Raw genomic sequence first — 24639 nt, 5'->3', positions numbered from 1 at the left:
TGGAAAACGGTGGCCCCCATCACGGCCGGGACTGCCTGCCGCCCGGCCGGCCCTCCGCGGGCCGGCGCAGGCCCGTCCCCCGCGCCCGTCAGGTGCCGCTGTGGCCGCCGGAGGCTCCTGGCAGAGTGCGGTCGTCCGGAATCATGGACCACATGGTGGCGATGCGTTCGGCACCCGGTGGAACGCGGTTGGGATCCTCCAGCTCGTAGTCGCGGAGCAGCTCAAACACCCTTTCCGTCAGTTCGCTGCGCTGCTCGGCCGTGAGGTAGAGAAGATTGCTTGCGAGCAGCACCGCCGACGCCGGTTCCCCGGGCTCACCGCGTTGCCGCTGTTCGTCCCGGGCACGGGCGTAGGCCCTGGCGCGGCGGCGGAACGCATCCAGCTCGAGGTCGATCACCGCGAAGTCCGGGCCGGCCACTGCCCCGCCCGAGTTGATCTCAAAGTCCGTGCCTGCCGCCTTCCACCGCCTTTCGCGGGCGTCGGCGGAGGCCTCGGCCGGGACCACGATGCCCCACTTCTGCAGCGCCCGCAGGTGGTAGCTCATCGCACTGGGGGTGAGTCCTGTCTGCTGGGCAAGTTCCGTCGCCGTGCGGCTGGACTGCGTGGAGTACAGCTCGGAGATGACCTCCAGGCGGGCAGCATGAGCCAAGGCCCGGATCGCCTTGGGGTCGGTGATTTCCACCTTCTTTTCCGGGCGGTTCCTACGCCGCACCCCGGCCGCAGCCGGCGTGGCTGGGGCTGCGGCCGGCGGGGTTTCCGCCGGTCCCGACGAGGGCATGTCAGTGCTCACTTCATCAGTCTACGCAGCACAAAGGAGCTCTGAAAGAAATGCTTGATATCCGTCGTTCCGGAGCCAGTGGGCTTGCCCCGGAATTACTAAGCATGCTTTGCTTACTTCCGTAAGCAGACCTCCCGCAAGCAGTTCGCGGCGGGGCCGCCAGCGTTGGCGGTCCCGTGAGAAGCCCAAAGGATGACCATGATTACCCTCGACGAAGACGCTTTGATCCAGGCAGCCCAGCCCGCCGGGCAATTGACGGGCGCACCCCTGGATGCCGGCACGGCCGCCGACGGCTCCCTGCTGGCGGCAACGGGCGCCCCGCGGCATTGCCGGCGGCCCATGAAGCGTCTCGATCAGGAGTTCTCCCTGGAAATGGCCATCAGAGTGGACGGCCAGCACCTGATCCGCTCGGTAAAGACCGTTGGTGCAGCCGACGCCGTGACCTACCGCTGCATGTGCGGCTTCACCATGGACGTCCCCGCCCCCGGGATGGGCCGCGCCCCGAGTAACTGACAGTCCGTTCACGCTGCCGGCGCGAACCTACAGTTGCGGCGCCAGGTCCGCTGCGACTCGGGGCCCAACTGTCCGTTCGCGCTATTGACCCGCTGTCAGTCCAGAGGCGCTGTCAGTCCAGGCCCGGGGCCCACAGGCAGCAGGAATCCGTCCCGGACCAGATTGGCCACTTCGGCGAGCAGTCCGCTGCGGAAGGCATCGCCGTCGAACCCGTCCGTCCCGCCCAGTAGCGCCTCAAGGGCGCCGATAATCTGTCCGGCGGTCAGGTCGCCGTCGCATGCGGAGACAAAGCCCGCCAGTTCCGTGCTCAGCAGATTGGTGCGGCGGAGGCCGGCTCCCTGGCGCAGCAGGATGACGCCGGGGTGTTCGGCGCCGGGGCGCTGGTGGCGCTCCTCGGTCACGTCCTCGGCCACGAGAAGGTGGGCCGCTGAGACGTCGTGGGCCGCCAGCCAGTCCGCCCGTTCCACCGCCGCCCCCAGATGCGGCCCGACCGGCTGCTCAATCGGATAGGTGATCTCCTCGAACCGGCGGATCCGCCGCTCACCCGCCGGCCGGCGCAGGAAGACCATGCCGAAGCCGATCCCGCCGACATTCCGCGACGCGAAGTCGGCCAGGTACGCGGCATAGGCCTCCTGGTAGTGGCGGCGGTCCCGGGTTTCCGAGGCATCCTGCAGCCAGGTCTCGGCGTACTGCTCCGGCCCCACCTGTTCGCGCTGGATGAACCACGCGTCCGTGTCCGGACCGGCCCAGCTTTGCGGCCGCTCATCCCACGCCGAACCCTGCGGGATCTCCCAGTTACCCAACAGCTGGGCCGTTCCGCCGGGTGCGAGCACGTCAGGCAGGGAGCGGATGAGCGACGCCACGATGTCGTCCCCCGGCAGGCCGCCGTCGCGGTACGTGAACTGGTCGGCCGCTGCCTCCCCTGCAGTGCGCGGCGTGATGACGAACGGCGGATTGGACACGACGACGTCAAACGCTTCGCCGGCAACAGGCTCGAGGAGCGATCCGAGCCGCAGGCTCACCCGCTCCGCCGGCCGCGCCGGATCAATACCCAGGGCCTCGGCATTGAGCAGGAGGTTGAAGCGCGTGAATGCGAGGGCTCGCTCCGAGATGTCCGTGGCGGTGACGTGGCCGCTGTGCTGGAGAAGATGGAAGGTCTGAATGCCGCAGCCGGTGCCCAGGTCCAGTGCTCTTTCGGCGTGGCGGCGGATGGTGGTCTGGACAAGGGTGGTGGATGCCTGCCCGATGCCCAGGACGTGGTCGTGCCTGAGGACGCCTGGCCGCTGGTGCGCAGCGAGGTCGCTGGCCACCCAGATCTCGACGCCGCCGTTCCCGCCCGAGTCCCAGCCGTAGGGACGCAGGTCCGCTTCGGCGGCCACCTCGGTCCCCGTGATTTTCGCCAGCCCAAGCGCCGCCAGGCCTTCGGCGCGGGTCCGCGGCAGCGCGCCGTCGAGCACCTCAGCTTCCTGCGGAACTGCCAAAAGCCAGAAACGCACGACGGCGGCCAACGCCGCGGTGTGTGGCTCGCCGCCGGCTGCTGCTTCAGTCGCGATCAGTGCCGGGATGAGCTGGTCCCGGTTCAGGGCCGCGTACGCGGATTCCCCCAGCAGTTCCGCGACCCCCTCCAGGGTGTAGCCCACCTCGCGGAGGTCAGAGGCCAGTGACTGCAGGAGGTCGGGCAGGTCGCTGCGGGGCGCGTCGGGAGTGTTGCCGGCGGTGAAGTGCGTTGGTTCGGTCACCGGCCAAGTCTATTTCCCGGCGCCGGCGCCTGATTATTGTTGGCACGTGAAGCTACAGTTGGGCCATGCTCGGAACCCAGGCAGTGGCGGCCGATCCCGATTGGCTGCGGTACGCGGCTGCATTCGCACCGCTGCTGGCCGCCGTCATTGCTGCCTGGATCGCGTGGCGCACGCTCGCCCAGCGGCGCCAGGCGGACCGGCGGGACCAGTGGTGGAAGCGGACCCAGTGGGCCATCGACCTTGCCATGGACCGCGACTTCAGCAGGGCAATTGTTGGCCTGGTGGCGCTGAAGCACCTTGCGGCCAGCGATCTGTGCACCGACGAGGACTACGAAATGCTGGACAAGATCGGAGGCGCCAAGATCGATGCGCTGACCCTGTCCGGGGAGAGCGCAAGGCGCGAGGCGTCGAAACAGCAGCCCACGGAATCGCAGCCCCCACATCACGAAGCCGCGGGCCCGCGGGCCCCGCAGCAGGGAACCGGGGTGCCGGACGCTTCGGCACGGACCACGGTCATTCCCGTGACTTTGGAGTCCCGGGGTGAGCGGGTACTGGCGACCTCCGCGGGCATGGCCAAAGCGCTGGCCGAAGCAGACAGACTTGTCTCTTTTGTTGCCCCGCTGCGGAGCGGGAGGAGTCGGTCGGAATCCGGCGGCACCTCAAACGGGTAAGTTTGAGGGCATGCCTGATCGTTGTCCTTTGATTTCCCGTGCCTTGGGCGGGGCGGCGGCGTCCGCCGCCATAGTGCTGGCAGCGACTGCCTGCTCCCCCGTCGTGTCGATCGAAAATGCCGATGTTCCGCAGTGGCGGGCCACCGCCCTGCCCTCCGACAGCCAAGCAGTGCTGGAGGACTCCGGCAAGATCCTCAGCCGGGACAGGATCATCCAGGCGGCAGCCAGCGTCCCCGCGGGTGACTACACCCTGACCATCACGTGCGACGGCGGCGGCAAGGCATTCTTCGCCGTGACGGTCGCCGGCAAGGAACTGACGGAAGCCGGGGCGGCCTGCAACGGCAGCCGCGAAACCGCGGCGATCACCGTTCCGAAGGCCGGGCGGATGGAGATCAGCGCCTCCAGCGTGGACGCACCGCTGCTGTACGCCTACCACTTGGTTCCTGCGCGTTAATCCGCGGCGTCGTAGCGGCGGAGCCGCACGGATCCCGCAGCCTCCGCCACGGCGCAGGAGAATTTTTCCTCCCGGCGGATTGGCATCTGTACCGGCGCCCCCGGCAGGCTTAAAGTCGGGATATGCCCACGGTGCGGATGGCCTCCGCGCGTCGTTTCCCGGGGCGGGCGCAACGCACGCTTTGGCTGCGGGCGCCGGCAGCCGCCGTCGTGCTTTTCTTTGTGCTGGTGGCGGCCGTCCTGGGCGGCTGTGAATACAACTACGACGACGGCCGGGGCGAACTTCCGGATGCTGGCCCTGTGGTAACCGATCCCGTGTTGCCGCGTGATCCGCTGGAGAACGTGCCGGTGTCGGGTCAGGAGCTCACCGAATGGGCGAAGGAAGTCCTGCCCGACGCCGAGGGACAGGTCTTCCACACAAGCTACGGCAGCGTTGCCAGGGGCCGCAGCAAGACAGAGTCCACCAAGCAGCTGCCGAGCGGCACGTACTCCCTCACCCTCGCGTGCCGGAGCGAGCGGCGGGTCTCATTCACAGTCCGCGACGAAGAGTCCGCCCTGGTGGACCTGAGCCTCCGGTGCGGCACGTCGCGTGTCAATGTGGTGCACGTGTCCGAGGACTCCGTGCTCCGGGTGACGGTGGAGGCCCGGTCGGACGCCAATTTCGCCTACCGGATCAGCCGGATCTGACGCTGGAACTACTACCCGCCAGGCCTGGAGTGCCGGGGCGCGGGCGTCCCCTGTGCTCACGCGGTGTAGCCGTCCCCCGAGCTCAGGCGGCGCAGCCGTCGGGGCAACCGTCGGGGCAGCGCAGGGTTTCGGGGTTTGCCGCGCACACAGCGCAGTACAGGGTGAGCGTGCGGCAGCTGGGGTTCGAGCAGTTCTCAAACTTGCTCGTGGGCGACTGGCACCGTACGCATTCGCCGATGGTTTTGGCGTCCTCACTGAATTCGAGGTGCATGCGCTTGTCGAAGACGTAGAGGGACCCCTCCCAGAGGCCCTGGTCCTTGAACTTTTCCCCGTAGCGCACGATGCCGCCGTCCAGCTGGTAAACCTCTTTGAAGCCGCGGTTCAGCATGAGGCTGGACAGCACCTCACAGCGGATGCCTCCGGTGCAGTAGGTGACGACCGGCTGGTCCTTCAGGTGGTCGTACTTGCCGGAGTCGAGCTCGGTGATGAAGTCGTGGGTGGTGGCGACGTCAGGGACAACGGCGTCCTTGAACTTGCCGATCTGTGCTTCGAACGCGTTGCGGCCGTCAAAGAACACGACGTCCTGGCCGCTGGCCTTCCTCGCGTCGACGAGTTCGTGGAGTTCCTCGGGCTGCAAATGGGTCCCGCCTCCCACGACGCCATTTTCGTCCACCTTCAGCTCGCCGGGCGCGCCGAACGAAACGATCTCGTCGCGGACCTTGACGCTCAGGCGGGGGAAATCCTCCGCACCGCCGTCGGACCACTTGACGTCGATGCCGTGGAAACCCTTGTATTCACGGGTGGTTTTCACGTACTGCTTTACGGCCCCGATCTCCCCGCCGACGGTGGCGTTGATGCCGTCCTTGGAGATGAGGATCCGCCCGGTCAGGCCGAGCTTTTCGCACAGGGCACGCTGCCAGAGCCGGACAGCGTCCGGGTCTGCGATGGGAGTAAAGCCGTAAAAGAGTACGATTCGGTTCAAAGCCACGTATTTAAGGGTACTTGGTGGCCACCCGGGACGGATTCGGCCCCGGGAAGAGCCTCCTATCACAATTGCATAAGCAAGCGCCCAAGCTCTGTTGCTTATGACAGCGCTGGAATACTCTCATCACATGACGCCAGAAGCCATGGTCGGAGACATTACTCATCTCCTTGAAGTCTGGGTAGCCGGTTGGGCTGGTTGCCGGGGCTATGAAACGCGCACCGAGGGACGGTTCCCCGCGGCCTTGCGTGCGGACACGACCGGGGACTGGGAATACTTCGCCTCCGATCCTACGGACGCGGAATTCGCGGACCTCGCGGCAAAGACCGCCGAGGCCCCCAAACGCGTCCTGACCATCCTGACCAATGATGTGGGACGCTACAAGCTCTTGGCTGAGCAGCACAACCTCAACGCTACGTCAGCGTCTCAGACCATGATGGTTGTGGACATGGAAACCCAGGACGCCGAGGACCCGTGGCTCTCGGACGACGACCTCTCCCTGAAAACATGGGAATCCGACGGCGTCCACTTCGCCGAAGTACGCTCGGGCGACATCCTGGCGGCGAGCGGCCGCGTGGTGGTCATCGACGGGACCGCGGTGTTCGACAAGATCGTCACCGAACCCTCCTTCCAGCGCCGGGGTCTGGGCAGCTTCATCATGAAGGCACTGGCGGCGCAGGCGTTCTCCCACGATGTGGAGGACGGACTCCTGCTGGCGTCCCTGGACGGACAGAAGCTGTATTCGCATCTGGGCTGGTCCTCGGTGTGCCACGTGCTGATGCTCTCCGCCTCCGATGAGGGGTCCGACCTCTCCGTGGTCTAATTTCTTCCTGCCGTTCCATCCGTCCGGGTTCTGTAGCGGGTCAATTGTTCTGTGCCGGTTCGCTGTTCTGTGCCGTTCTGTGTTCCGTGCCGTTCTGTGTTCCGTGCCGGTTTGCTCTTCTGTGCCGGCGATTTTTACCTGGATGAAAGAATGTTGGGGTGAACCCCCATGACTCGCTGATTCCGTTGCTGGGCCGTGGCCCGGACCCGGAGCAGCTCCGGCATGTGCGGACCATTCCGGCGCGCGCCGCCGTGCACGAACCATGGCCGGACTGGGCCCACCCCGACCTGGTGGCGGCCTACGGGAAACTCGGCATCCACCAGCCCTACCGGCATCAGATCCGGGCAGCAGACATTGCCCACGGCGGCAGGCACGTGGTGATCGCCACCGGCACGGCATCCGGGAAATCCCTGGCCTACCAGCTGCCGGCGCTCGACGCGATTCACCGGTCCGAGCTCCGTGTCCTGTCGGACCCCGGAAAAATCCACGACGACGGCGCAGTGACGCTGTACCTCTCGCCCACCAAGGCGCTGGCGGCAGACCAGCTCGCAGCAATTAGGTCCCTGAACCTCCCGACCGTCCGGGCTGAAACCTATGACGGCGACACCGACCAGGCCTCCCGCCGCTGGATCCGCGACCACGCGAACTTCATTCTGGCCAACCCCGACATGCTGCACTTCGGCATCCTGCCCAACCACGCCTGGTGGGCGGGGTTCTTCCGGCGCCTGCGCTACGTGATCGTGGACGAGGCGCACAGCTACCGCGGCGTCTTCGGCTCCCACGTGGCCAATCTAATGCGCCGGCTGCGGCGCATCTGCGCCTACTACGCCGCCGATGGCAACGCTGCTGGACCGGTCTTCATTGCGGCATCCGCCACCGCTTCCGAGCCGGAAAAGTCCTTTGGCCGGCTCATTGGCGCCGCGGTCCAGGGAGTCGCGGAAGACTCCTCGCCGCACGGATCCACGACGGTGGCGTTCTGGGAACCGGCGCTGACTGAGGTGCGCGGCGAGAACGGGGCCAAGGAACGCAGGACGGCGGTGGCCGAGACCGCCGACCTGCTCGCAAACCTTGTCTCGTCACGGGTCCGGACCATCGCGTTCATCAAGTCCAGGCGTGGCGCCGAAACCATCTCGTCCATCACCAAACGGCTCCTGGACGAAGTCGACCCCAGCCTGCCGCAACGCGTGGCGGCTTACCGCTCCGGATACCTCCCGGAGGAACGCCGTGCTTTGGAAAGGGCACTGCGGACCGGCCAGCTGCTCGGTATTTCCAGCACTTCGGCCCTCGAACTGGGGATTGACATCTCCGGGCTCGACGCCGTGCTGGTGGCTGGCTGGCCCGGCACCCGGGCGTCCCTCTTCCAGCAGATCGGCCGCGCGGGCCGCGCCGGACAGGACGCCATCGCCGCCTTCGTGGCGAGCGATGATCCCCTGGACACCTACCTGGTCAATCATCCGGAAGCCATCTTCGACGTGTCCGTCGAGGCCACAGTCTTTGATCCGTCCAACCCCTACGTGCTGGGCCCGCACCTCTGTGCCGCTGCCGCCGAGCTCCCTCTCGGCGTGGCCGAGCTGCCGCTGTTCGGAGCCACTGCGGAGAAACTCCTCGGGCAGCTGGTGGCACAGGGGTACCTGCGGCGGCGCCCGGCCGGCTGGTTCTGGACCCACGCCCAGAGCGCGGCCGCAATGGTGAACCTGCGCGCCGACGGCGGAGGGCCAGTCAGCATTGTGGATGCCGACACCGGTTCGCTGCTGGGAACCATGGATTCGCCGCAGACGCACTACCAGGCCCATGCCGGGGCCGTGTACGTCCATCAGGGTGACAGCTACGTGGTGGAGGACCTGAACGAGGACGATCACTGCGTGGTGGTACGCCGCGCCAACCCCGACTACTACACGACAGCTCGGGACGTCACGCAGATCGAGGTCCTCGAGACGCAGCGGACTGCTCAGTGGGGCGACGTTGCCGTCCACTTCGGCGACGTCAAGGTCACAACTCAAGTGGTCTCCTTTCAGCGGAAGGCCCTGATCTCCAATGAAGTCCTGGGCGAGGAACCGCTCGACCTGGGTGCCCGGGACCTGTTTACGAAGGCCGTGTGGTTTGTGATGGAGAACCGGTCACTCACGGGCGCCGGACTCATCGAAGCCCAGTTCCCCGGCGCCCTCCACGCGGCCGAGCACGCCGCCATCGGATTGCTGCCGCTGGTTGCCTCGAGCGACCGCTGGGACATCGGCGGGGTTTCAACCGCAATCCATGCCGACACCGGTGTGCCAACAATTTTCGTGTACGACGGGCACCCAGGCGGAGCCGGTTTTGCCGAGCGGGGCTTCGAGAAAGCCAAGGTGTGGCTCTCGGCCACGAGAGACGCGATCGAGGCCTGCGAGTGCGAATCCGGATGCCCCTCCTGTGTCCAGTCGCCGAAATGCGGCAACAAGAACAACCCGTTGGACAAGGACGCGGCAGTCACCCTGATCAATGTCCTGCTGAAGGATGCGCGGGACGCGGCAGCGCCACAGGATTCCAGGGCCGGCGCACCGGCGGCGAACGCGGTCTAGCTTACGAACGCCGTCGACATGACGCCGGGTCGGGCCAGGAACGGGTCCCCGAACAGGCTCAGGTGCCGTCCAGCCCGGTGCTCTTTTGGAGCTGCGGGCACTTTTGGACCCCCGTGCCCTTGGGAGTCCCGCCAGGTTCAGGGCGGCGGTCCCGCCCTGGCGCGGCCGGTGGCGACGCCTAGGAGGGGCCCGGCAGTCAGCTCGGTCTGACTTGGACGGACTGGTCGCCTCCTGCGGTGCAACTGACAAGCGTCGCTTTGTGGCGGGCAGCCACCGCGGCAGCCACAAGGCAGGGCTCCCCCGCTGAAACACCACGGAGCGCGTCAGCCGCGGCCAACGCGGCGAGGTCGGCCGCGGCGGCGGCTTTGGACGCCGCTGCCGATGCCTGTGCCAACAGGAGGAGCAAGGACATGACCATGACAATCACCATGCCGAGCCCCGCGGCCAGCACAGTGCCCGATCCGCGTTCGGATTCGACTCCGGACACGGGATTTCTGCGCTGGCCGAGGGGCTGTTTCCGCTGAAGGCTCACAGGGGCCGCCCGGCAGGATTGCCGTGTCCCTGCCCGGCCCGCACCGCTTGCGCGGCCTGCGCCGTTCCCCGGGGCGGTGCCGATGATGCCGTCTCGCTGCGTGCCTCTGCCCTGGCAGTCAGCGTCCACGGCACCATGCGTCCCAGGGGTCCTGCCGCCCGGTCTGACACAGTGACGCTCATCCATTCGCCGCCGGGTTTCACGGCCGACGAGGCCGAAGGACCTGCCAGCTTCCGGACGATACCGTTGACGGCCGCGGGGTCTTCACCCCTCGCGAGTGCCCTGGCGCCAGCCCGGGCCGCATCCTCCAGCCGCAGTTGGGTGATTCCCGCCGCAGACCCCGCCAGCAGCATTGCCAGAAGCAGCAGGACCGCCGGAAGAGCCACCGCAAATTCCGCGGTCACCGCACCGCGGCTTTTCCCATGGCCGCTCCCGGCGCCGCAGGCCTTCCCCTGACCACGGCTGCCGGACTTATCTCCGGCTGGGCTCCTGTGCTGCCCGCACGACTGAAGCCCGACCGCTGTAAGGGTCCGCGGAGCGGTTTTCACGGCAGGGCCAGCGCCGTACGGATCAGGTTGAGCAGGAAGCCACGGACTTCGTCGCTTCGCAGGATGAACACCAGGAGCCCGGCGAAGCCCACCGCCGCCAGCGTGGCGATGGCATATTCGGCGGTCGCCATGCCGGCTTCCGAGCCCATGAGGCGCCTGCGTTGCCGTGACTTCACCCGCGGCGCCGTGCTGGCGCCCGGGTAGATCTCCAGCACATCGGCTGCTTCGGATTCCTGGCGTAAGGGCCGGACGGCTTCACCCGGGGTGTGGTGGTTGAGGGACATGAATTTTCCTTTCTGGACTTCCGGCGAATTGCCGGTGCATTCGACTCTCCCGTCCGGCGTCCGGACGAGTAAGGCCTGAACTTGCCTAAGTGGAAAAGCAGCCAGGCCAGCCGCATGTGGAGGAAAAGTGCAGGTGTATCCACGGTCCCCAAGCCGGCAGTGTGCCGCATCTCAGAATGCAAAATGGAACAGCGGTAACTGCAGGGCAGCCCGAAAAAAGCCTGCGGCGGGGGCAGCTGTGGTGGCGAGAACACGAGCCCCTCAGTTGCGTGAGGGATCTGAGCTGCGTAAGGGGTTTCAGCTGCTTGAGGGGCTTCAGCTGCTTGAGATCTCAGCGGCCCGACGGAACCAGGGCAAGCAGCACCGGAACGACTCCCAGGCAGATGAAGGCCGGCAGTGAACAAAGCCCCAGCGGAACCACCAGCTTGACCCCAAGGGAGGCCGCGCGCTTCTCCGCGGCGCGGAAGCGTTCCCGCCTCATTCTGGCGGCCTGGGCATAAAGGATGGACGACGACGGCGCACCGGTCAGCGCGGCGAAGCCCAAGGCGTCCCTGAGGGCGAGTATCTCCGGCGAGCGCACGTCTGAACTCCGCCAGGCCGTCTCCCAGTCGGCACCGATGGCCATGGCTCCCACGACAGGCCGCAGGGCGCGACCGTACTCGGCTGAGGCCGCAGCGGCCACCAGCTCCAGGGCTCGTCCGATGCCGGCACCTGCGTGGAGCATGGCGGCAATCAGCTCAAGCATCATGGCGGTATCACGCAATCCCGGCGACTGCTCCGCGCGGCCCTGAGAGTGGCCGTCCCCGCCTGCCCTGCCGCTACCCGCCGCCAGGCCGCTCCGGCGGAGGAGACCGGATCTCGCATGAGCGGTTCCGCTAAAGGCGAGGACTGCGGCGGCCGCAAGCGCGAGGAAGATGAGGAACGCGGCCAGAACTGATCCGTTCATTGGCCTGATCCGCTCATGCATAGGCAGCGCGGCCGGCGCGTTTTCATGGCGCAGCCGCGCCGGCGGCTGCCCGCACGAGCCTCGCGGACCATATGCGGCCGGCAACGGTCAGCCCGATGCCGGCGACCAGCGCAGCCACGCCGAACGGTGTGCCCAGCAGCATCGCCACTGGGTCCACGCCGAGGCAGACACCCAGTCCCAATCCCAGCAGGGGGAGCCAGGTCAGCAGCGCGACCGTTGCCTTCGGTCCGGCGAGCGCCGTCTGCCGGGCTGCTTCGGCATCGTCTTCAACCTCGAGCTGGGCCGCAAAGCGCGTCAGGACGTCGGCCAGCGGACAGCCGCTGGCGGCCGCTATCTCGAAGCAGGCTGCCAGCTCAGCCCAGATCCGCGGCTCACGGCCGCCCGCCCCATGGGGTGAGGGTAAACAGGCCGACCGTATTGCCTCGGCCACCGGCGCTCCCCGCAGGGCTGCTCCCCGGGCGGCTGACAGGACAGCCGCCGACCCCGGGCTGAGCCGTGGCCGGAGGGGGTCGGCATCTGCGGAGCCCTGCTCCACGTAGAGCTGCCACAGTTCGTCCCACAGCCGCGAAGGGGACCGGCCGCCCTTCAACAGGGCAGCCAATTGCTGAACCACAACCGTCAGGGACACGAAGGCCTCCCTGCGGCGGCCACGGGCGAGGCCACGGGTGAGGCCAAGCCCGCCTCGGTCCGCCGTTGCAGACCGGCCGTCACGGCGGACACGTCCACCGGCCAAGCCGCTGCGGCCGAGGGCCATGCGTGCGCGCCGAACCGGCCCACGCCCAGGGCTCAGCATCAGCCACGCGGCAAGCGCCAGTGCACCAACAAAGACCGCGGTCATGCTGCTGCCCTGCGGGCTCCGCGTTTTTCACGCACGTTCCCCGAGCCGGCGCCGGAGTCGGGGCTGGTTTCGCCGGCGGGGATGGAGTCGCGTACGTGGCTTGTCCCGGGGAGAGCGCCTGCCTCCAGGACAAGGTCCGGATCGAGAGCCAGTCGCTGGGCAAGGATCTCCCACGCCGGCCCGGGAACCGGCCTGCCGGCTGAAACGTCCAGGGCAACGGCGACGTCGAGAGCACCGGGCCGCTCGGTTAGGATGCCGATGCACGCGACGCAGCGTCCGTGCCTCGACCGGGCAACATGCACCACCACGTCAAGGGCGCTGGCAACCTGCAGGCGGACCGCATCCTGTCCAAGCCCGGCAAGGGCCCCGAGTGCGGTGAGCCGGGCGGGAACCGCGCCTGCGGCGTTGGCGTGGATGGTGCCGCCGCCTCCGGTGTGCCCCGTATTCATGGCCGTCAGGAGTTCGCGCACCTCGGAGCCCCGGCATTCCCCCACAATCAGCCGGTCCGGCCGCATCCTCAGGGCCTGGCGGACGAGTTCCCCGAGGTCCACTGCGCCGCCTCCCTCGAGGTTCCCGTGCCGTGATTCCAACGAGACCACATGCGGGTGTACGGGGTTCAGCTCTGATGCGTCCTCGATCAGGACCAGCCGTTCGCCCGGGTGGCAGAGCCCCAGCAGGGTGGACAGGAGGGTGGTCTTTCCGGAGCCGGTGGCCCCGCTGACCAGGAAACTCAACCGCTGCGCCACCATGCGCTCCAGAACGCATTGAACCAGGGGCCCGAACATGCCTCCGGCGCGGAGCTCGTCCATGGTGAAGACCTGTTCCCGCCGGATCCTGATGCTGAGCAGCGTGCCCGCCGCCGAGATGGGCGGCAGGACGGCATGGACCCGGTAACCGCCCTCGAGCCGCACATCCACGCAGGGGGATCCGTCGTCCAGCCGCCTTCCGCCTGATGCCACCAGCCTGGCGGCAAGGGCCCTGAGCTGGGTCTCCCCCGCGAATGTCACGGATGTGCGTTCGATGCCGCGGCCCCTGTCCAGCCAGACGGAGTCCGGGGCGTTCACGAAGATGTCCGTGACCAACGGATCCCGGACCAGGTGCTGCAGCGGCCCAAGGCCGTTGAGTTCAGCGCTGATGCGCTCAGCGGCGGCGAGGGAACCCGCTGTGCCCAGCAGCTTCCCGGTGGCCTGCACCGCGGCCGCCACCCGGGACGGGGTGACCGGCCCGGCGTCGGCCATGACCGATTCGCGGACGGTCTCAAGGAGCCCCGCGTCCAGGACCCGGGCCGCGCGCCGTCGTCCGGCGGACTCCGCGAGCGCGGCGCGGGAAGCAGCTGCACCGGGAAACCCGGGGGCGGCGCTGAGGCTGGCATCGGCACCGGTCCCTGGCACTCCCAGATGAGCACTCACCGGAAGTCCCCGGTCTGCAGATCGCCGGCGAGGAGGCCAAGCACTGAAGAGGCGAAGCGCCGCACGCTCTTCCGCCTGCCCTGGTCGAGCAGGCGGCCCATCTCGGTGGCCGAGGCTGTGCCCCGCACCTCAGGCATCACGCCGTGCAGGGGCAGCCCCACGGATTCGGCGACGAGCGCGGCGTCCAGCGCAGCCCCGGCCTTTCCCCTGATGACCAGGGCGGATTCGACGGGCGGAAGCTCCTGCAGCAGCCGCGCGGCGGCGACTGCAGCTTTCAGTTGGGCGGGGACGACAACCAGGAGGCGGTCGCAATCCCATGCGAACGTGCGCAGCGGCTCGGCGTTGCGGCCGATATCGACAATCACCACTTCATAGCCCCTGCGTGCGGCGTCGAGGACGCCACCCACGGTGACCGGGTCCACCAGGGGCGGCCGTTCCCTGCTTCCGGGCCACGACAGAAACGAGAACCCGCCGGCGACAGGCAAGGCGTCGGCGAGCTGCTGCGGGTCAATGCTGCCACTGGCATCGGCCAGATCCGGCCAGCGGAGGCCCGGGGATTCCTCCGCGGCCAGGGCAATTCAAGGCCGCCGCCCCAGGGATCGGCGTCCACGAGCAGGACCCGTGCACCGAGTTCAGCTGCTGCCTGCGCGAGCCACGCCGCCGCTGTGGTGGCACCCGCCCCTCCGCAGCCGCCGGTAACGCCGAGCACCAGGCCTCCGGCCTCGGGTGAACGGGACCGGCTGAGATATTCCGCAAGCCAAGCGGCGGCGTCGGGAAGAACGGCGACGCGTTGTGCACCCAGGGCAGCGGCCAGGTGCCAGAGCGTATCCCCTTCCCCGCTCAGGCCGACGAGCACTGCGGGGGCGCGGCGCCGGGGCGGCAGTTCACGGACATCGCTGCCGACCAGAACGTCGGCGGCGGAATCCCAGAACGGGGCAGCCTCCGCCACATCGCCGACCACCCGGAGTCGTCCGCCGGCGGCCGCGACAATCCGTTCGACTTCGCCCCGCAGGAATTCATAGCCCGTGACGAGCAGGACGTCGCCGCCGTCAGCGGGGAGCCAGGTTCCGGGTTCAGAACCGGGCGATAGCCCCACCGGAGCTGGCCTGCGCTGTGCGCCAGGCACGGCAGCGCCAGGCACGGCAGCATCCGGCAGCGCGCTATCCGGGTCTGATGGGAGTCGCCGGTTCCGGGCGTGGTGCCTGTTCATGCAGCCACTGTGCCAAACGGAACGGCCGACCGTCAGAGCCGCATGGCTGTATGTGGAAAACTGGCCGCCGGCTCCTCAAAAGGACAATCCGGCTCGCTGTGGAGGACAAGAACGGCAAGGCCCCGCAGATACCCAACGGCCCCAAGGCGCTGGCGCGACGCCGGACAGCATGGCGGCAGGGCAGAATTGGACACATGTATCTGTTGCTCGCCGCCCACCCCGACGGCGCAGCCATACAGGAACTCACGGCGGCAGGCCTCCCCCGCCCCGACAATCCGGAACCCCGGATTGTCAGCCTTGCCCCGCAGGGAGCGGACGTGGGAGCCCACCAGGGAGCACCCCAAACTGCACCCGACGGCGGAACCGGGCTCGCCGCCGTCGTCCGGGAACTCGAGAAACGGCGTCCGCGCTGGATCTGGCACCGCACCCAGGACTGGTACCCGTCACTGCTGGCGGCGGGCGTGGACGTGGAGCGTTGCTACGATCTCTCCTTGTGCGGCGCCATCCTGGCCCATTCCGAATTCACGGCCCACACGCCGTACGCCCGCAGCGCCGAGAAGCTCACCCAGGACGACGACCTGCAGCCGCCGCGGCTGCTCCAGCCACCCCCTCCGCCCGCGGACCAGGGGGCGCTCTTCGACGACCCGGGCGCTGCAACCGAACCCCGGCAGACCCTGGCCGAGTTGCGCGCCGAATACGCCGCCCAGCAGGAGGCCCTCGCGGCAGCCGACGCGGGAACAGCCGCCGCTTCAGCCGCCGCAGGGGACGGTAACCGGCGGCAGCGCCTTCAGCTCCTCCTCGCCGCCGAATCGGCCAGCGCCCTGGTCGCGGCCGAGATGCAGCATGCCGGCGTGCCTTGGCGCGAGGAGCTGCACGAGCACATCCTGGCGGAGCACCTGGGCCCACGGCCCCCGCTTGGGCACCGCCCAGCCAAGCTCGAAGCCCTCAACACCGAGCTCCGGGGCCTGCTGAACGCACCGGCACTGAACCCGGACTCGCCACAGGAGCTGATGCGCGCCCTGCACCGCAACGGCATCGAGGTGAAGTCCACGCGGCAATGGGAACTGAAGGGGTCCAGCCATCCGGCCATCGCGCCCCTGCTGGCCTACAAGAAACTGTCACGGCTGCACACCGCCAACGGCTGGGCGTGGCTGGACGCCTGGGTGCGGAACGGGAGGTTCCGGCCCGAATACGTGGTGGGCGGAGTGGTGTCGGGCCGCTGGGCGTCACGCGGCGGCGGGGCACTGCAGATCCCCCGCCAGGTCCGTGGCGCCGTGCACGCAGACCCGGGGCACAAGCTCATCGTGGCGGACGCGTCCCAGCTGGAACCCCGTGTCCTCGCCGCCCTCGCCCAGGACTCGACCATGGCCGAGGCCGCCCGGGACCAGGATCTCTACGCGGGCATCGCGGCCAAGGGCTTCGGCGGTGACCGGGGCAAGGCAAAAATGGCCCTGCTGGGAGCCATGTACGGCGCCACCTCCGGCGAAGCGGGCCGCCTGATGCCGCAGCTGGCCAAGACCTACCCGCGCGCGGTGGGATTCGTCGAGCGGGCCGCCCGCGACGGCGAAGCCGGCAGGACGGTCACCTCGCGCCTGGGACGCAGCAGCCCACCGCCGTCGGAACGGTGGTTCCTCAGCCAGCGGTCCACTTCCGCGGAGGAACAGCGCCGCGCCGACGCCATCGCACGTTCCCGCGGACGTTTCACGCGGAACTTCGTCGTCCAGGGTTCGGCTGCGGACTGGGCAGCCTGCTGGCTTGCGGAATTACGACGGCGGCTGCGCACCATGCGCGCCGACGGTTCAGCCGCCGCGGAACTCGTGTTTTTCCTGCACGACGAGGTCATGGTCCACGCCCCCGACGCCGCCGTGGACGTCTGCATCCGGGCCATCGAGGAGGCAGCCAACGCCGCCAAGGAGCTGCTCTTCGGCCGCATTCCGGTCGAGTTCCCGGTGAGCGTCGCCGTCGTCGACTCCTACGACAACGCAAAGTGAGCCTGCCTCCGGAGCCGGCCGATCCGAAACGGGGCACTTTAACGCCCGACGCGCCGGCCGCCGTCGTAATTCACGACGGCGGCACCTCCAAAGCGCCCCACGACGGCACCCGTCCGGCACACCTGCCGCCCGTTGGGGCAGGACAATAGCCTCTGCCCACGGGAAACAAAAGTCACATCCGCCACTTCCGGAATAAGCGGTTGTACCGAGTAATGTACCGGTGGGTAGTTCGCATCGTGTGGCGTGGGCCACTAAGCTCGATGGTGGCCGGGCAGTGGCAATCAGTTGGCCCGGCACGTGCGACGAAGCATCAGCAGGGGGTTTCCACGCCAATGGCGGGCAAGTTTGAAGTTCACCAGGACAGCGATCAGTCCTACAAGTTCCGGCTCATGGATGGGGACGGAAACATCGTGGCAGAGTCGCCGCGGTTCAAGAGCGTTTCGGGAGTAGTGGCCGGCATCAACGCATTGCGCGAAAACGCCGCCACCGGCCTGGTGGTGGATCTGCGGAAATCGCAGCACTGACCGGAATGTCCGTCTAGAGGTCCAGCGGGTGAAGCCTGGTCCTGTCCCACGGGACGGACCAGGCCAGCTGGTCGAACAGTTCGTTCAGGATCATGCCCGTAAAGCCCCAGACCACGAGGCTGTTCACGGTGAACGCCGGGCTCTGGAACGTCTGGTTCATGCGGGTCACGGCCGCCATGGTCCGGTTCTCGGGGTCCAGCAGATCGCGGACCGGCACGCGGAACACCTGGGCGGACTCGCCGTAATCCACCACCCGGACCGGCGACGGCGACGCCCACCAGGCCAGGACAGGGGTCACCAGGAAGTTTCCGCGCGGAAGCGCCAGTTCCGGCAGGGCACCCAGCACCTCGACGCCGGACGGGTCCAGGCCCGTTTCCTCCTCCGCTTCCCGAAGCGCGGCCTCCACCGGCGATTCGCCAACGTCAATGCCGCCGCCGGGAAACGCCACCTGGCCGGGATGGTCATCGAGGGTGTGGGCTCGTTCCAGGAGCAGGACGTCCAGATCGGCAGCCACCAGCGGTTTGCCGGAGGCTGCGGGCACATCGTCCAGGGCTCCGAAAAGGATCAGAACGGCCGCTTTGCGGGCAACGGACTCGTCAACGGTCAGCGTCCGCCAGTAAGGATTCCGGGCAGGACCGGTTCCCGCCCTGATTGAATCGACGAGGTCTACCAGGTCCTGGCGCGCTGTCATTGCCTCCTCCGCTGCGATTCCATCCGGATCTCTGCGGCGCGGTGTGTCTCGGCCAGCAGCTTCGCCAGGAGTTCCTCGTTTCCGGGCGCCAGCTCGTACTTCAGCAGTTTCGCGGCCTTGGCGGGGTTCGTCTCGCCCGAGCCAAAGCTGGGGCACCAGTTGGCCACGGCGCAGGCACCGCAGGCCGGCTTGCGGGAATGGCACACCCGTCTGCCGTGAAAGACCACCCGGTGGGACAGCATGGTCCAGTCCCTGGGTTCAAACAGCTCCGCCACGTCGGACTCGATCCGGACGGGGTCGTCCGACTCCGTCCAGCCGAAACGCCGCGCCAGTCGCCCGAAGTGCGTGTCCACCGTAATGCCCGGAATGCCGAACGCATTGCCCAGAACCACGTTCGCGGTTTTCCGTCCGACGCCGGGAAGCGTCACCAGGTCTTCCAGCCGGCCGGGCACCACGCCGTCGAACTCGTCCACCACCCGGTTCGCCAGTGCGAGGAGGTTACGCGTCTTGGCGCGGAAAAACCCCGTCGGCTTGATGATGGCTTCCAGCTCCGCGGTATCGGCTTCCGCCATGGCGCGGGCATCCGGGTAGCGGGAGAAGAGCAGCGGCGTAATCAGGTTGACGGTCACGTCTGTGGTCTGCGCCGAGAGCACCGTTGCCACGAGGAGCTCGAAGGGGTTCCGGAAGTCGAGCTCGGCGTGGGCGTACGGGTACTGCTCGGCGAGGGCCCGGTTGATCCTGCGTGCCCGGCGCTTCAGGGCAAGGGCCGACTCGCCGGACCGGGCTGGCCGGCTAGCCGCCCGGTTTTCGGCGGTGATGGCACCTGCGGGCACTTCGGCGGGGATGGCGTCCCCGGGGATCTCCGACGGAACCTCAGCGGCGGGAACCTCCACGGAAACCTCCGCCGGAAGCTCCGCTGGAGCAGGGGCCACTGGGACGCCGTCCGGCGTGCCGCGCCGGCGCGAAGCGGAATCGGCCACGGCGGCCGGCTAGCCGCGCTCGATGTTGCTGAGGTCGCGCAGGACGCCCACCCGGCCGTCCGTGTGCTGGACCAGGAATTCGTCCCCGCGGTCTTCGAGCGCCAGGACCCAGCCGCCGGGCTCGATCCCGAACAGCGGTGCGCCCGTGCGCTCGTCAACGGCAGTACGGTGCTGCGCCACGGCAAACCAGAAGGCCTCGTGGACCTGCTCCTGCTCGGACTCCTCCGGCCGGCTCGCCGGGTCAACGGTGGCACCGATGGGTTCCTGCGACCTCGCCTGCTCCGGAATGTCCACCCTCGGGTGAACGGCGGTGGCAGGCGTCGCCGAGGCCGCCCGTGCCGCCTCCTCCGCGGCTTCACGTGCAGGAGCGTTGGACTTGCCTTCGGCGACGGGGGCTTCCGCTGCGGGCGCCTCCATGACTGCTGCTCCGGCTGAGGAAGTCTCAGCTGCGGGACCTTCAGCTGCCGGAGCTTTCGCGCCGGTAGCTCCGGCGCCGGCCGCCGGAGTGGCCGTGACTCCGTCCAGCTGGGTCTGCTCGGCCTCCGCGGGGGCTGGCTGTGCGCCGGCGTCGGCGGCCTTGGCGGACGGCACTGAGGCCGTCTCTGCGGCGGCACCACCGGTCTGCGGGGACCGCACGACGGCGGCCGGTCCGGTTTCCGGGGCGGCGGCGGCGCTGCTGGCCGCGTTAGCGGCGGGCCATACTCCGGTCGCCGGCCCTGCGCCGGCAGCGCCGGCAGCTGCAGCACCGGTCCCTGCGGCGGCACCGTCCCCTGCGGCGCCAACGGCTCCGGCACCAACGGCACCGGCACCTGAGGCACCAAAGGTTCCGGCACCTGAGGTGCCGGTCTGGGTTGCACCGCGCCCCGGCTGGCCAACCGCCGTCGCACCATGGGAAGCGGAAGCAGCGGTGGAGGAAGCACCCGGCGCGGCAGCGGCAGGCTTCGGCTCCTTGGGTGTCTTGGGTTTGCGTACGGGCACGGCCGAGTCGCGCGCCATGATGTGGGCCGGCACCTCGGCGCGGTCCAGGAAGTCCCCGGCGAAGAACGGGATATAACGGGCCAGCACTGTAGCGGCCAGCAGCACAAGGGAACCGATCAGCGCCACGAGCAGGCTGGGCGTGTACGCCCCGGCGACGGACAGGAAGAAGAAGCCGACGGCAAACGAGGCAACCACCGAACCGAACTGGTCCACGGAAAGGGATCCGATCCGGACCTTCGTGTCAGGGGCGAGCCGGCGGGCGGCAAACAGTGCGGCAACGATCAGCGGCAGCACCACGCCGAGCCCCAGGAAGAAGAGGCTTCCGAGATTCCACAGGTTGTACCGCACAGCGAACATCGGAATCAGCGATGCAACAAAGAGAACCAGGGTGGCGGCGAAGACTGTCAGGTCACGGACGGTGAACGGTCCAGCAACGGCCTCATTCCGCACGCCTTGCTGCTTCATGAAAGTCGGCGCAGCACTGTGCGCTTCCGGCCGCCCGGACGGTCCCGCCCCGTGCGGTGGCTGGCCGGCGCCCTGCTGGGCCGTGCCCTGCTGGCCCGGCTGGCCCTGGCTTTGCTGATTCATTCTGTTCTCCTTAGCGTGGCGGCGCCCGGACTGGCGTCCGCTGCGTGATTCCGCCCTACGGCCGGAGCCTGACCACAAGCGGTCTGGCTGCCTCCGGCCACTGTCACGAGTCCATCTCAGCCTAGCCAAGTGGAGGATGCTTCACTAGCTGACTGGCCGCGGGGCGGCGTGCCCACAGAAACCGCACAGCTCTGGCATGGAACCGTTCACCGCTAAATGGGCACCGCTCACGGCCCGTCGTGTGACGCGGCCCACGCGCCGATGCCGGAAGCGCTAGTCTGGTTTCGGAACAGCTCTTTGCGGTTTGTCCGTGACGGGCCGTTGCCCGCCGCCGTGCGCCGGCCGGGCAACGGCCGGGACCGGCGCACCGCGCAGCAAAGATCGATGAATGATGAGGTTCACCATGTCCCAGGACACCCCCGGCTCGACGGCCACCGCTGCCACCCCCAGCCAGCAGGGCGATGCTCTTGAAAACCTGCTGCATGAGAACCGCAAGTTTGCCCCTTCCGAGGACTTCGCCGCCAACGCCGTGGTGGGCGCCGACGTCTATGCCGAGGCAGCAGCTGACCGGCCCGCATTTTGGGCGAAACAGGCCCGCGAACTGCTGACCTGGAACAAGGACTTCACCGAGGCGCTTGACTGGTCGAACCCGCCGTTCGCCAAGTGGTTCGTGGGCGGCGAGGTCAACGCGGCCTACAACGCCCTGGACCGGCACGTGGAGAACGGCCTCGGCGACCGCGTCGCGATCTACTTCGAGGGCGAACCCGGCGATTCCCGCTCCTACACCTACGCCGAGCTGACCGAGGAGGTGAAGAGGGCCGCGAACGCGTTCGAGTCCCTCGGCGTGGCCAAGGGCGACCGGGTGGCCGTGTACCTGCCGATGATCCCCGAGGCCGTGATCACGCTGCTTGCCTGCGCCCGGATCGGCGCCGTGCACTCGGTGGTGTTCGGAGGTTTCTCCGCCGACGCACTGCGGTCCCGGATCGAGGACGCCGAAGCCAAGCTCGTGGTGACCGCGGACGGCACCTACCGGCGCGGCAAGCCCAGCGCCCTGAAGTCCGCCGTGGATGCAGCCCTCGAGCAGGACGGCCACACCGTGCAGAACGTGGTGGTGGTCAAGCGCAACGGCCAGGACGTCGACTGGCACGAGGGCAGGGACCACTGGTGGGCGGACACCGTCGGCGCGGCGTCAGCCGAGCACACCGCCGTCGGGCATGACTCCGAACATCCGCTGTTCATCCTGTACACCTCCGGCACCACCGGAAAGCCCAAGGGCATCCTGCACACCACCGGCGGCTTCCTCACCCAGACCGCCTACACCCACAAGGCGGTGTTCGACCTGCACCCGGAAACGGACGTGTACTGGTGCACGGCCGACGTCGGATGGGTCACCGGGCACTCGTACGTCGCCTACGCGCCGCTCATCAACGGCGCCACCCAGGTCATGTACGAGGGCACCCCGGACTCCCCGCACCAGGGCCGCTGGTGGGAGATCGTGGAAAAGTACAAGGTCTCCATCCTCTACACCGCCCCCACCGCGATCCGCACCTTCATGAAGTGGGGCCGGGACATCCCGGACAAGTACGATCTCTCCTCCATCCGGGTCCTGGGCTCCGTGGGCGAACCCATCAACCCCGAGGCGTGGATGTGGTACCGCGACGTCATCGGCGGCAACAAGGCCCCGATCGTGGACACCTGGTGGCAGACCGAAACCGGCGCCCAGATGATCGCCCCGCTGCCGGGCGTGACCTCCACCAAGCCCGGCTCCGCGCAGGTGCCGCTGCCCGGCATCGCCGTGGACGTCGTGGACGAGAACGGCGCCTCGGTCCCGGACGGGCACGGCGGATTCCTGGTGATCCGCGAACCCTGGCCGGCCATGCTCCGCGGTATCTGGGGCGATCCGGAACGGTTCAAGGACACCTACTGGTCGCGCTTCGAAACCATGTACTTCGCCGGCGACGGCGCCAAGAAGGACGAGGACGGCGACATCTGGCTCCTGGGCCGGGTGGATGACGTCATGAACGTCTCCGGGCACCGGCTCTCCACCACCGAAATCGAGTCCGCCCTGGTGTCCCACCCAGCCGTGGCCGAGGCCGCCGTCGTCGGGGCCACCGACGAAACCACCGGGCAGGCCGTCGTCGCGTTCGTCATCCTCCGCGGCGACGCCGTGGACTCCGGCGACGAAATCGTCCAGGACCTCCGCAACCACGTCGGCAAGGAAATCGGACCGATCGCGAAACCGAAGACCATCCTCGTGGTGCCCGAACTGCCCAAGACCCGGTCCGGCAAGATCATGCGCCGCCTCCTCAAGGACGTCGCCGAAGGCCGCGACGTCGGAGACGCCACCACCCTCGCCGACAACACCGTCATGCAGCAGATCGCCGCGTCACTGAAGAAGTAGGCGCATCAGAGCTGACGCAGGGCCTGTCCGGAACACCGGGCGGGCCCAGCGTTTTCTGCCCGACGGGCGTCCCGCCGTCGGAACCCCCGGGGTGTTCATTCGCGATCTTTCCTGTTCCCTTTTGCGAGGTTATAGTCAGTGATATGTGACACATGTCACACGACTCCATCCCCGGGAGAGATCATGGCACCACATCCGGAAGCGTCCACCAGCGCCGGGCCAGCCCGGCGGACATTCCTCAAGACTATTGGCGTCAGTGCCGCCGGCCTGGCCGGCGTACCACTGTTGGCGGCGTGCACCGGAGGCAGCGGACCATCCGCCGGAGGCTCCGAATCCTCCGGGCTGTCGTTCGGCTCCGGCTCCTCCGACGAAGTTCCCAAGAAGGCGTACCAGGCGGTCACCGACGCCTTCACCCAGAAGACGGGCAAGACGGTCCGCACCAACGTGGTGCCGCACAACGACTTCCAGAACAAGATCAACTCCTACCTGCAGGGCTCCCCGGATGACGCCTTCACCTGGTTCGCCGGTTACAGGATGCAGTTCTATGCCGGCAAGGGGCTCTTGGCGCCGGTTGATGACGTCTGGGGCAAGATCGGCGGCAACTTCTCCGACGCACTGAAGAAGGCCTCCACCGGCCCGGACGGGAAGATGTACTTCGTCCCCAACTACAACTATCCGTGGGGCTTCTTCTACCGGAAGAGCGTGTGGGCCGACAAGGGTTACGAGGTGCCGGAAACCTTCGATGCCCTCAAGACCCTGGCGGCCAAGATGAAGGCAGACGGCATCATTCCGATCGGTTTTGCAGACAAGGACGGCTGGCCCGCCATGGGCACGTTCGACTACATCAACATGCGGCTCAACGGTTACGAGTTCCACGTGGACCTGTGCGCCCACAAGGAGTCCTGGGACCAGAAGAAGGTGACGGACGTTTTCGACACCTGGTCCGCCCTGCTGCCCTTCCAGGATCCTGCGGCGCTCGGCCAGACCTGGCAGGACGCGGCGCGGGCGCTGGCTGCCAAGAAGACGGGCATGTACCTGCTCGGCTCGTTCGTCACGCAGCAGTTCACGGATCCGGCCGTGCTGAAGGACATCGATTTCTTCGCCTTCCCGGAGATCGCCACGGAGGGGCGCGATGCGGTGGAGGCACCCATCGACGGGCTGCTGCTGTCCACCAAGGGCGGCGGGAACGCGGCCGCGCACCAGTTCATGGAATTCATCGGCACCCCCGAGGGACAGGACATCTACGCCTCGGTGGATGCCTCCAACATCGCCACGGCCAAGGGCGCGAACACCTCCAAGTTCTCGCCGCTGAACAAGAAATGCGCGGACACCATCGCGCAGGCGAAGTCCATCAGCCAGTTCTTTGACCGTGACGCCCTGCCCGCCATGGCCAACAACGTCATGATCCCGGCCCTGCAGACCTTCCTCAAGGACGGAAAAATGGACGTCAAGAACCTTGAGGCACAGGCCAAGTCACTGTACGCGGCCCAGTAGGGG

The 24639-nt window shown here is 68.0% G+C and carries 22 protein-coding genes and 1 pseudogene; 10 read left to right on the top strand and 13 right to left on the bottom strand.

Annotated features, from left to right (window positions below; translation table 11 throughout):
- Positions 1-88 precede the first annotated feature (88 nt).
- The gene (locus tag AC57BR_RS19185; RefSeq protein ID WP_496363458.1) at positions 89-790 is read right to left on the bottom strand and encodes an ArsR/SmtB family transcription factor; all 702 of its coding nucleotides are present in this window, start codon (positions 788-790) and stop codon (positions 89-91) included.
- Positions 791-976: 186 nt separating this feature from the next.
- On the opposite strand from AC57BR_RS19185, the gene AC57BR_RS19180 reads away from it, so the two are divergent.
- Positions 977-1291 carry a hypothetical protein gene (locus tag AC57BR_RS19180; protein ID WP_496363456.1) on the top strand — a complete coding sequence of 105 codons (315 nt, stop codon included), beginning with the start codon at positions 977-979 and terminating at the stop codon, positions 1289-1291.
- Positions 1292-1386: 95 nt separating this feature from the next.
- On the opposite strand, the gene AC57BR_RS19175 is transcribed toward AC57BR_RS19180, so the two are convergent.
- On the bottom strand, positions 1387-3030 hold the full coding sequence (locus tag AC57BR_RS19175) for a DUF7059 domain-containing protein (RefSeq protein WP_496363454.1): 1644 nt from the start codon (positions 3028-3030) through the stop codon (positions 1387-1389).
- Between the two features lie 65 nt (positions 3031-3095).
- On the opposite strand from AC57BR_RS19175, the gene AC57BR_RS19170 reads away from it, so the two are divergent.
- The 3 genes from AC57BR_RS19170 (at position 3096) to AC57BR_RS19160 (ending at position 4841) form a co-directional block, all read left to right on the top strand.
- Positions 3096-3701 (top strand): hypothetical protein, encoded by a 606-nt coding sequence (locus AC57BR_RS19170; protein ID WP_496363453.1) that lies wholly within the window; start codon positions 3096-3098, stop codon positions 3699-3701.
- A 10-nt stretch (positions 3702-3711) separates the two neighbouring features.
- Positions 3712-4155, top strand: a complete 444-nt coding sequence (locus AC57BR_RS19165) for a DUF6023 family protein (protein WP_496363451.1) — start codon at positions 3712-3714, stop codon at positions 4153-4155.
- 122 nt (positions 4156-4277) lie between these two features.
- Positions 4278-4841, top strand: coding sequence for a DUF6023 family protein (locus AC57BR_RS19160; RefSeq protein WP_496363449.1), 564 nt, complete (start codon positions 4278-4280; stop codon positions 4839-4841).
- Between the two features lie 82 nt (positions 4842-4923).
- On the opposite strand, the gene trhO is transcribed toward AC57BR_RS19160, so the two are convergent.
- On the bottom strand, positions 4924-5829 hold the full coding sequence (gene trhO / locus AC57BR_RS19155; protein ID WP_496363447.1) for an oxygen-dependent tRNA uridine(34) hydroxylase TrhO: 906 nt from the start codon (positions 5827-5829) through the stop codon (positions 4924-4926).
- A 124-nt stretch (positions 5830-5953) separates the two neighbouring features.
- Between trhO and AC57BR_RS19150 the strand changes: the two genes are divergently transcribed.
- Both AC57BR_RS19150 and AC57BR_RS19145 read left to right on the top strand, forming a co-directional pair.
- On the top strand, positions 5954-6646 hold the full coding sequence (locus AC57BR_RS19150; protein ID WP_496363445.1) for a GNAT family N-acetyltransferase: 693 nt from the start codon (positions 5954-5956) through the stop codon (positions 6644-6646).
- 158 nt (positions 6647-6804) lie between these two features.
- Positions 6805-9201 (top strand): DEAD/DEAH box helicase, encoded by a 2397-nt coding sequence (locus AC57BR_RS19145; RefSeq protein WP_496363443.1) that lies wholly within the window; start codon positions 6805-6807, stop codon positions 9199-9201.
- A 196-nt stretch (positions 9202-9397) separates the two neighbouring features.
- On the opposite strand, the gene AC57BR_RS19140 is transcribed toward AC57BR_RS19145, so the two are convergent.
- From AC57BR_RS19140 to ssd, 7 genes and pseudogenes are all read right to left on the bottom strand, one after another.
- Positions 9398-9688 (bottom strand): Rv3654c family TadE-like protein, encoded by a 291-nt coding sequence (locus AC57BR_RS19140; protein ID WP_496363441.1) that lies wholly within the window; start codon positions 9686-9688, stop codon positions 9398-9400.
- 41 nt (positions 9689-9729) lie between these two features.
- Positions 9730-10137, bottom strand: a complete 408-nt coding sequence (locus tag AC57BR_RS19135) for a TadE family type IV pilus minor pilin (protein ID WP_496363439.1) — start codon at positions 10135-10137, stop codon at positions 9730-9732.
- 140 nt (positions 10138-10277) lie between these two features.
- Positions 10278-10565 (bottom strand): DUF4244 domain-containing protein, encoded by a 288-nt coding sequence (locus AC57BR_RS19130; RefSeq protein ID WP_496363437.1) that lies wholly within the window; start codon positions 10563-10565, stop codon positions 10278-10280.
- Positions 10566-10896: 331 nt separating this feature from the next.
- Positions 10897-11511, bottom strand: coding sequence for a type II secretion system F family protein (locus tag AC57BR_RS19125; protein ID WP_496363435.1), 615 nt, complete (start codon positions 11509-11511; stop codon positions 10897-10899).
- A 43-nt stretch (positions 11512-11554) separates the two neighbouring features.
- Entirely contained in the window at positions 11555-12370 is an 816-nt protein-coding gene (locus tag AC57BR_RS19120) for a hypothetical protein (RefSeq protein WP_496363433.1), read from the bottom strand.
- Positions 12367-13779: a TadA family conjugal transfer-associated ATPase gene (locus AC57BR_RS19115; protein WP_496363431.1), complete on the bottom strand. Its 1413-nt coding sequence runs from the start codon at positions 13777-13779 to the stop codon at positions 12367-12369. The genes AC57BR_RS19120 and AC57BR_RS19115 overlap by 4 nt, the downstream gene beginning before the upstream one ends.
- Positions 13776-14989: pseudogene (gene ssd, locus AC57BR_RS19110) on the bottom strand (septum site-determining protein Ssd). Before ssd ends, AC57BR_RS19115 begins: the two are co-directional and overlap by 4 nt.
- A gap of 194 nt (positions 14990-15183) precedes the next feature.
- Here ssd and AC57BR_RS19105 point away from each other — a divergent pair.
- Both AC57BR_RS19105 and AC57BR_RS19100 read left to right on the top strand, forming a co-directional pair.
- On the top strand, positions 15184-16980 hold the full coding sequence (locus AC57BR_RS19105) for a bifunctional 3'-5' exonuclease/DNA polymerase (protein ID WP_496363429.1): 1797 nt from the start codon (positions 15184-15186) through the stop codon (positions 16978-16980).
- 332 nt (positions 16981-17312) lie between these two features.
- Entirely contained in the window at positions 17313-17504 is a 192-nt protein-coding gene (locus tag AC57BR_RS19100) for a YegP family protein (RefSeq protein WP_043417572.1), read from the top strand.
- Between the two features lie 13 nt (positions 17505-17517).
- On the opposite strand, the gene AC57BR_RS19095 is transcribed toward AC57BR_RS19100, so the two are convergent.
- From AC57BR_RS19095 to AC57BR_RS19085, 3 genes are all read right to left on the bottom strand, one after another.
- Positions 17518-18195 (bottom strand): NUDIX hydrolase, encoded by a 678-nt coding sequence (locus tag AC57BR_RS19095; RefSeq protein WP_496363427.1) that lies wholly within the window; start codon positions 18193-18195, stop codon positions 17518-17520.
- Positions 18192-19013, bottom strand: coding sequence for an endonuclease III (nth, locus tag AC57BR_RS19090; protein WP_496365181.1), 822 nt, complete (start codon positions 19011-19013; stop codon positions 18192-18194). The genes AC57BR_RS19095 and nth overlap by 4 nt, the downstream gene beginning before the upstream one ends.
- A gap of 171 nt (positions 19014-19184) precedes the next feature.
- Positions 19185-20741 (bottom strand): hypothetical protein, encoded by a 1557-nt coding sequence (locus AC57BR_RS19085; protein ID WP_496363425.1) that lies wholly within the window; start codon positions 20739-20741, stop codon positions 19185-19187.
- A 403-nt stretch (positions 20742-21144) separates the two neighbouring features.
- Between AC57BR_RS19085 and acs the strand changes: the two genes are divergently transcribed.
- The gene (gene acs, locus AC57BR_RS19080; RefSeq protein ID WP_496365180.1) at positions 21145-23142 is read left to right on the top strand and encodes an acetate--CoA ligase; all 1998 of its coding nucleotides are present in this window, start codon (positions 21145-21147) and stop codon (positions 23140-23142) included.
- Positions 23143-23325: 183 nt separating this feature from the next.
- Positions 23326-24636, top strand: a complete 1311-nt coding sequence (locus AC57BR_RS19075) for an ABC transporter substrate-binding protein (protein ID WP_496363423.1) — start codon at positions 23326-23328, stop codon at positions 24634-24636.
- Positions 24637-24639: the final 3 nt, after the last annotated feature.

Source organism: Arthrobacter sp. BGA-UO-ETr-C19, assembly GCF_059568005.1.
The sequence above is the reverse complement of the archived record's forward strand: the minus strand, read 5'-3'. Positions and strand labels throughout refer to the sequence as shown.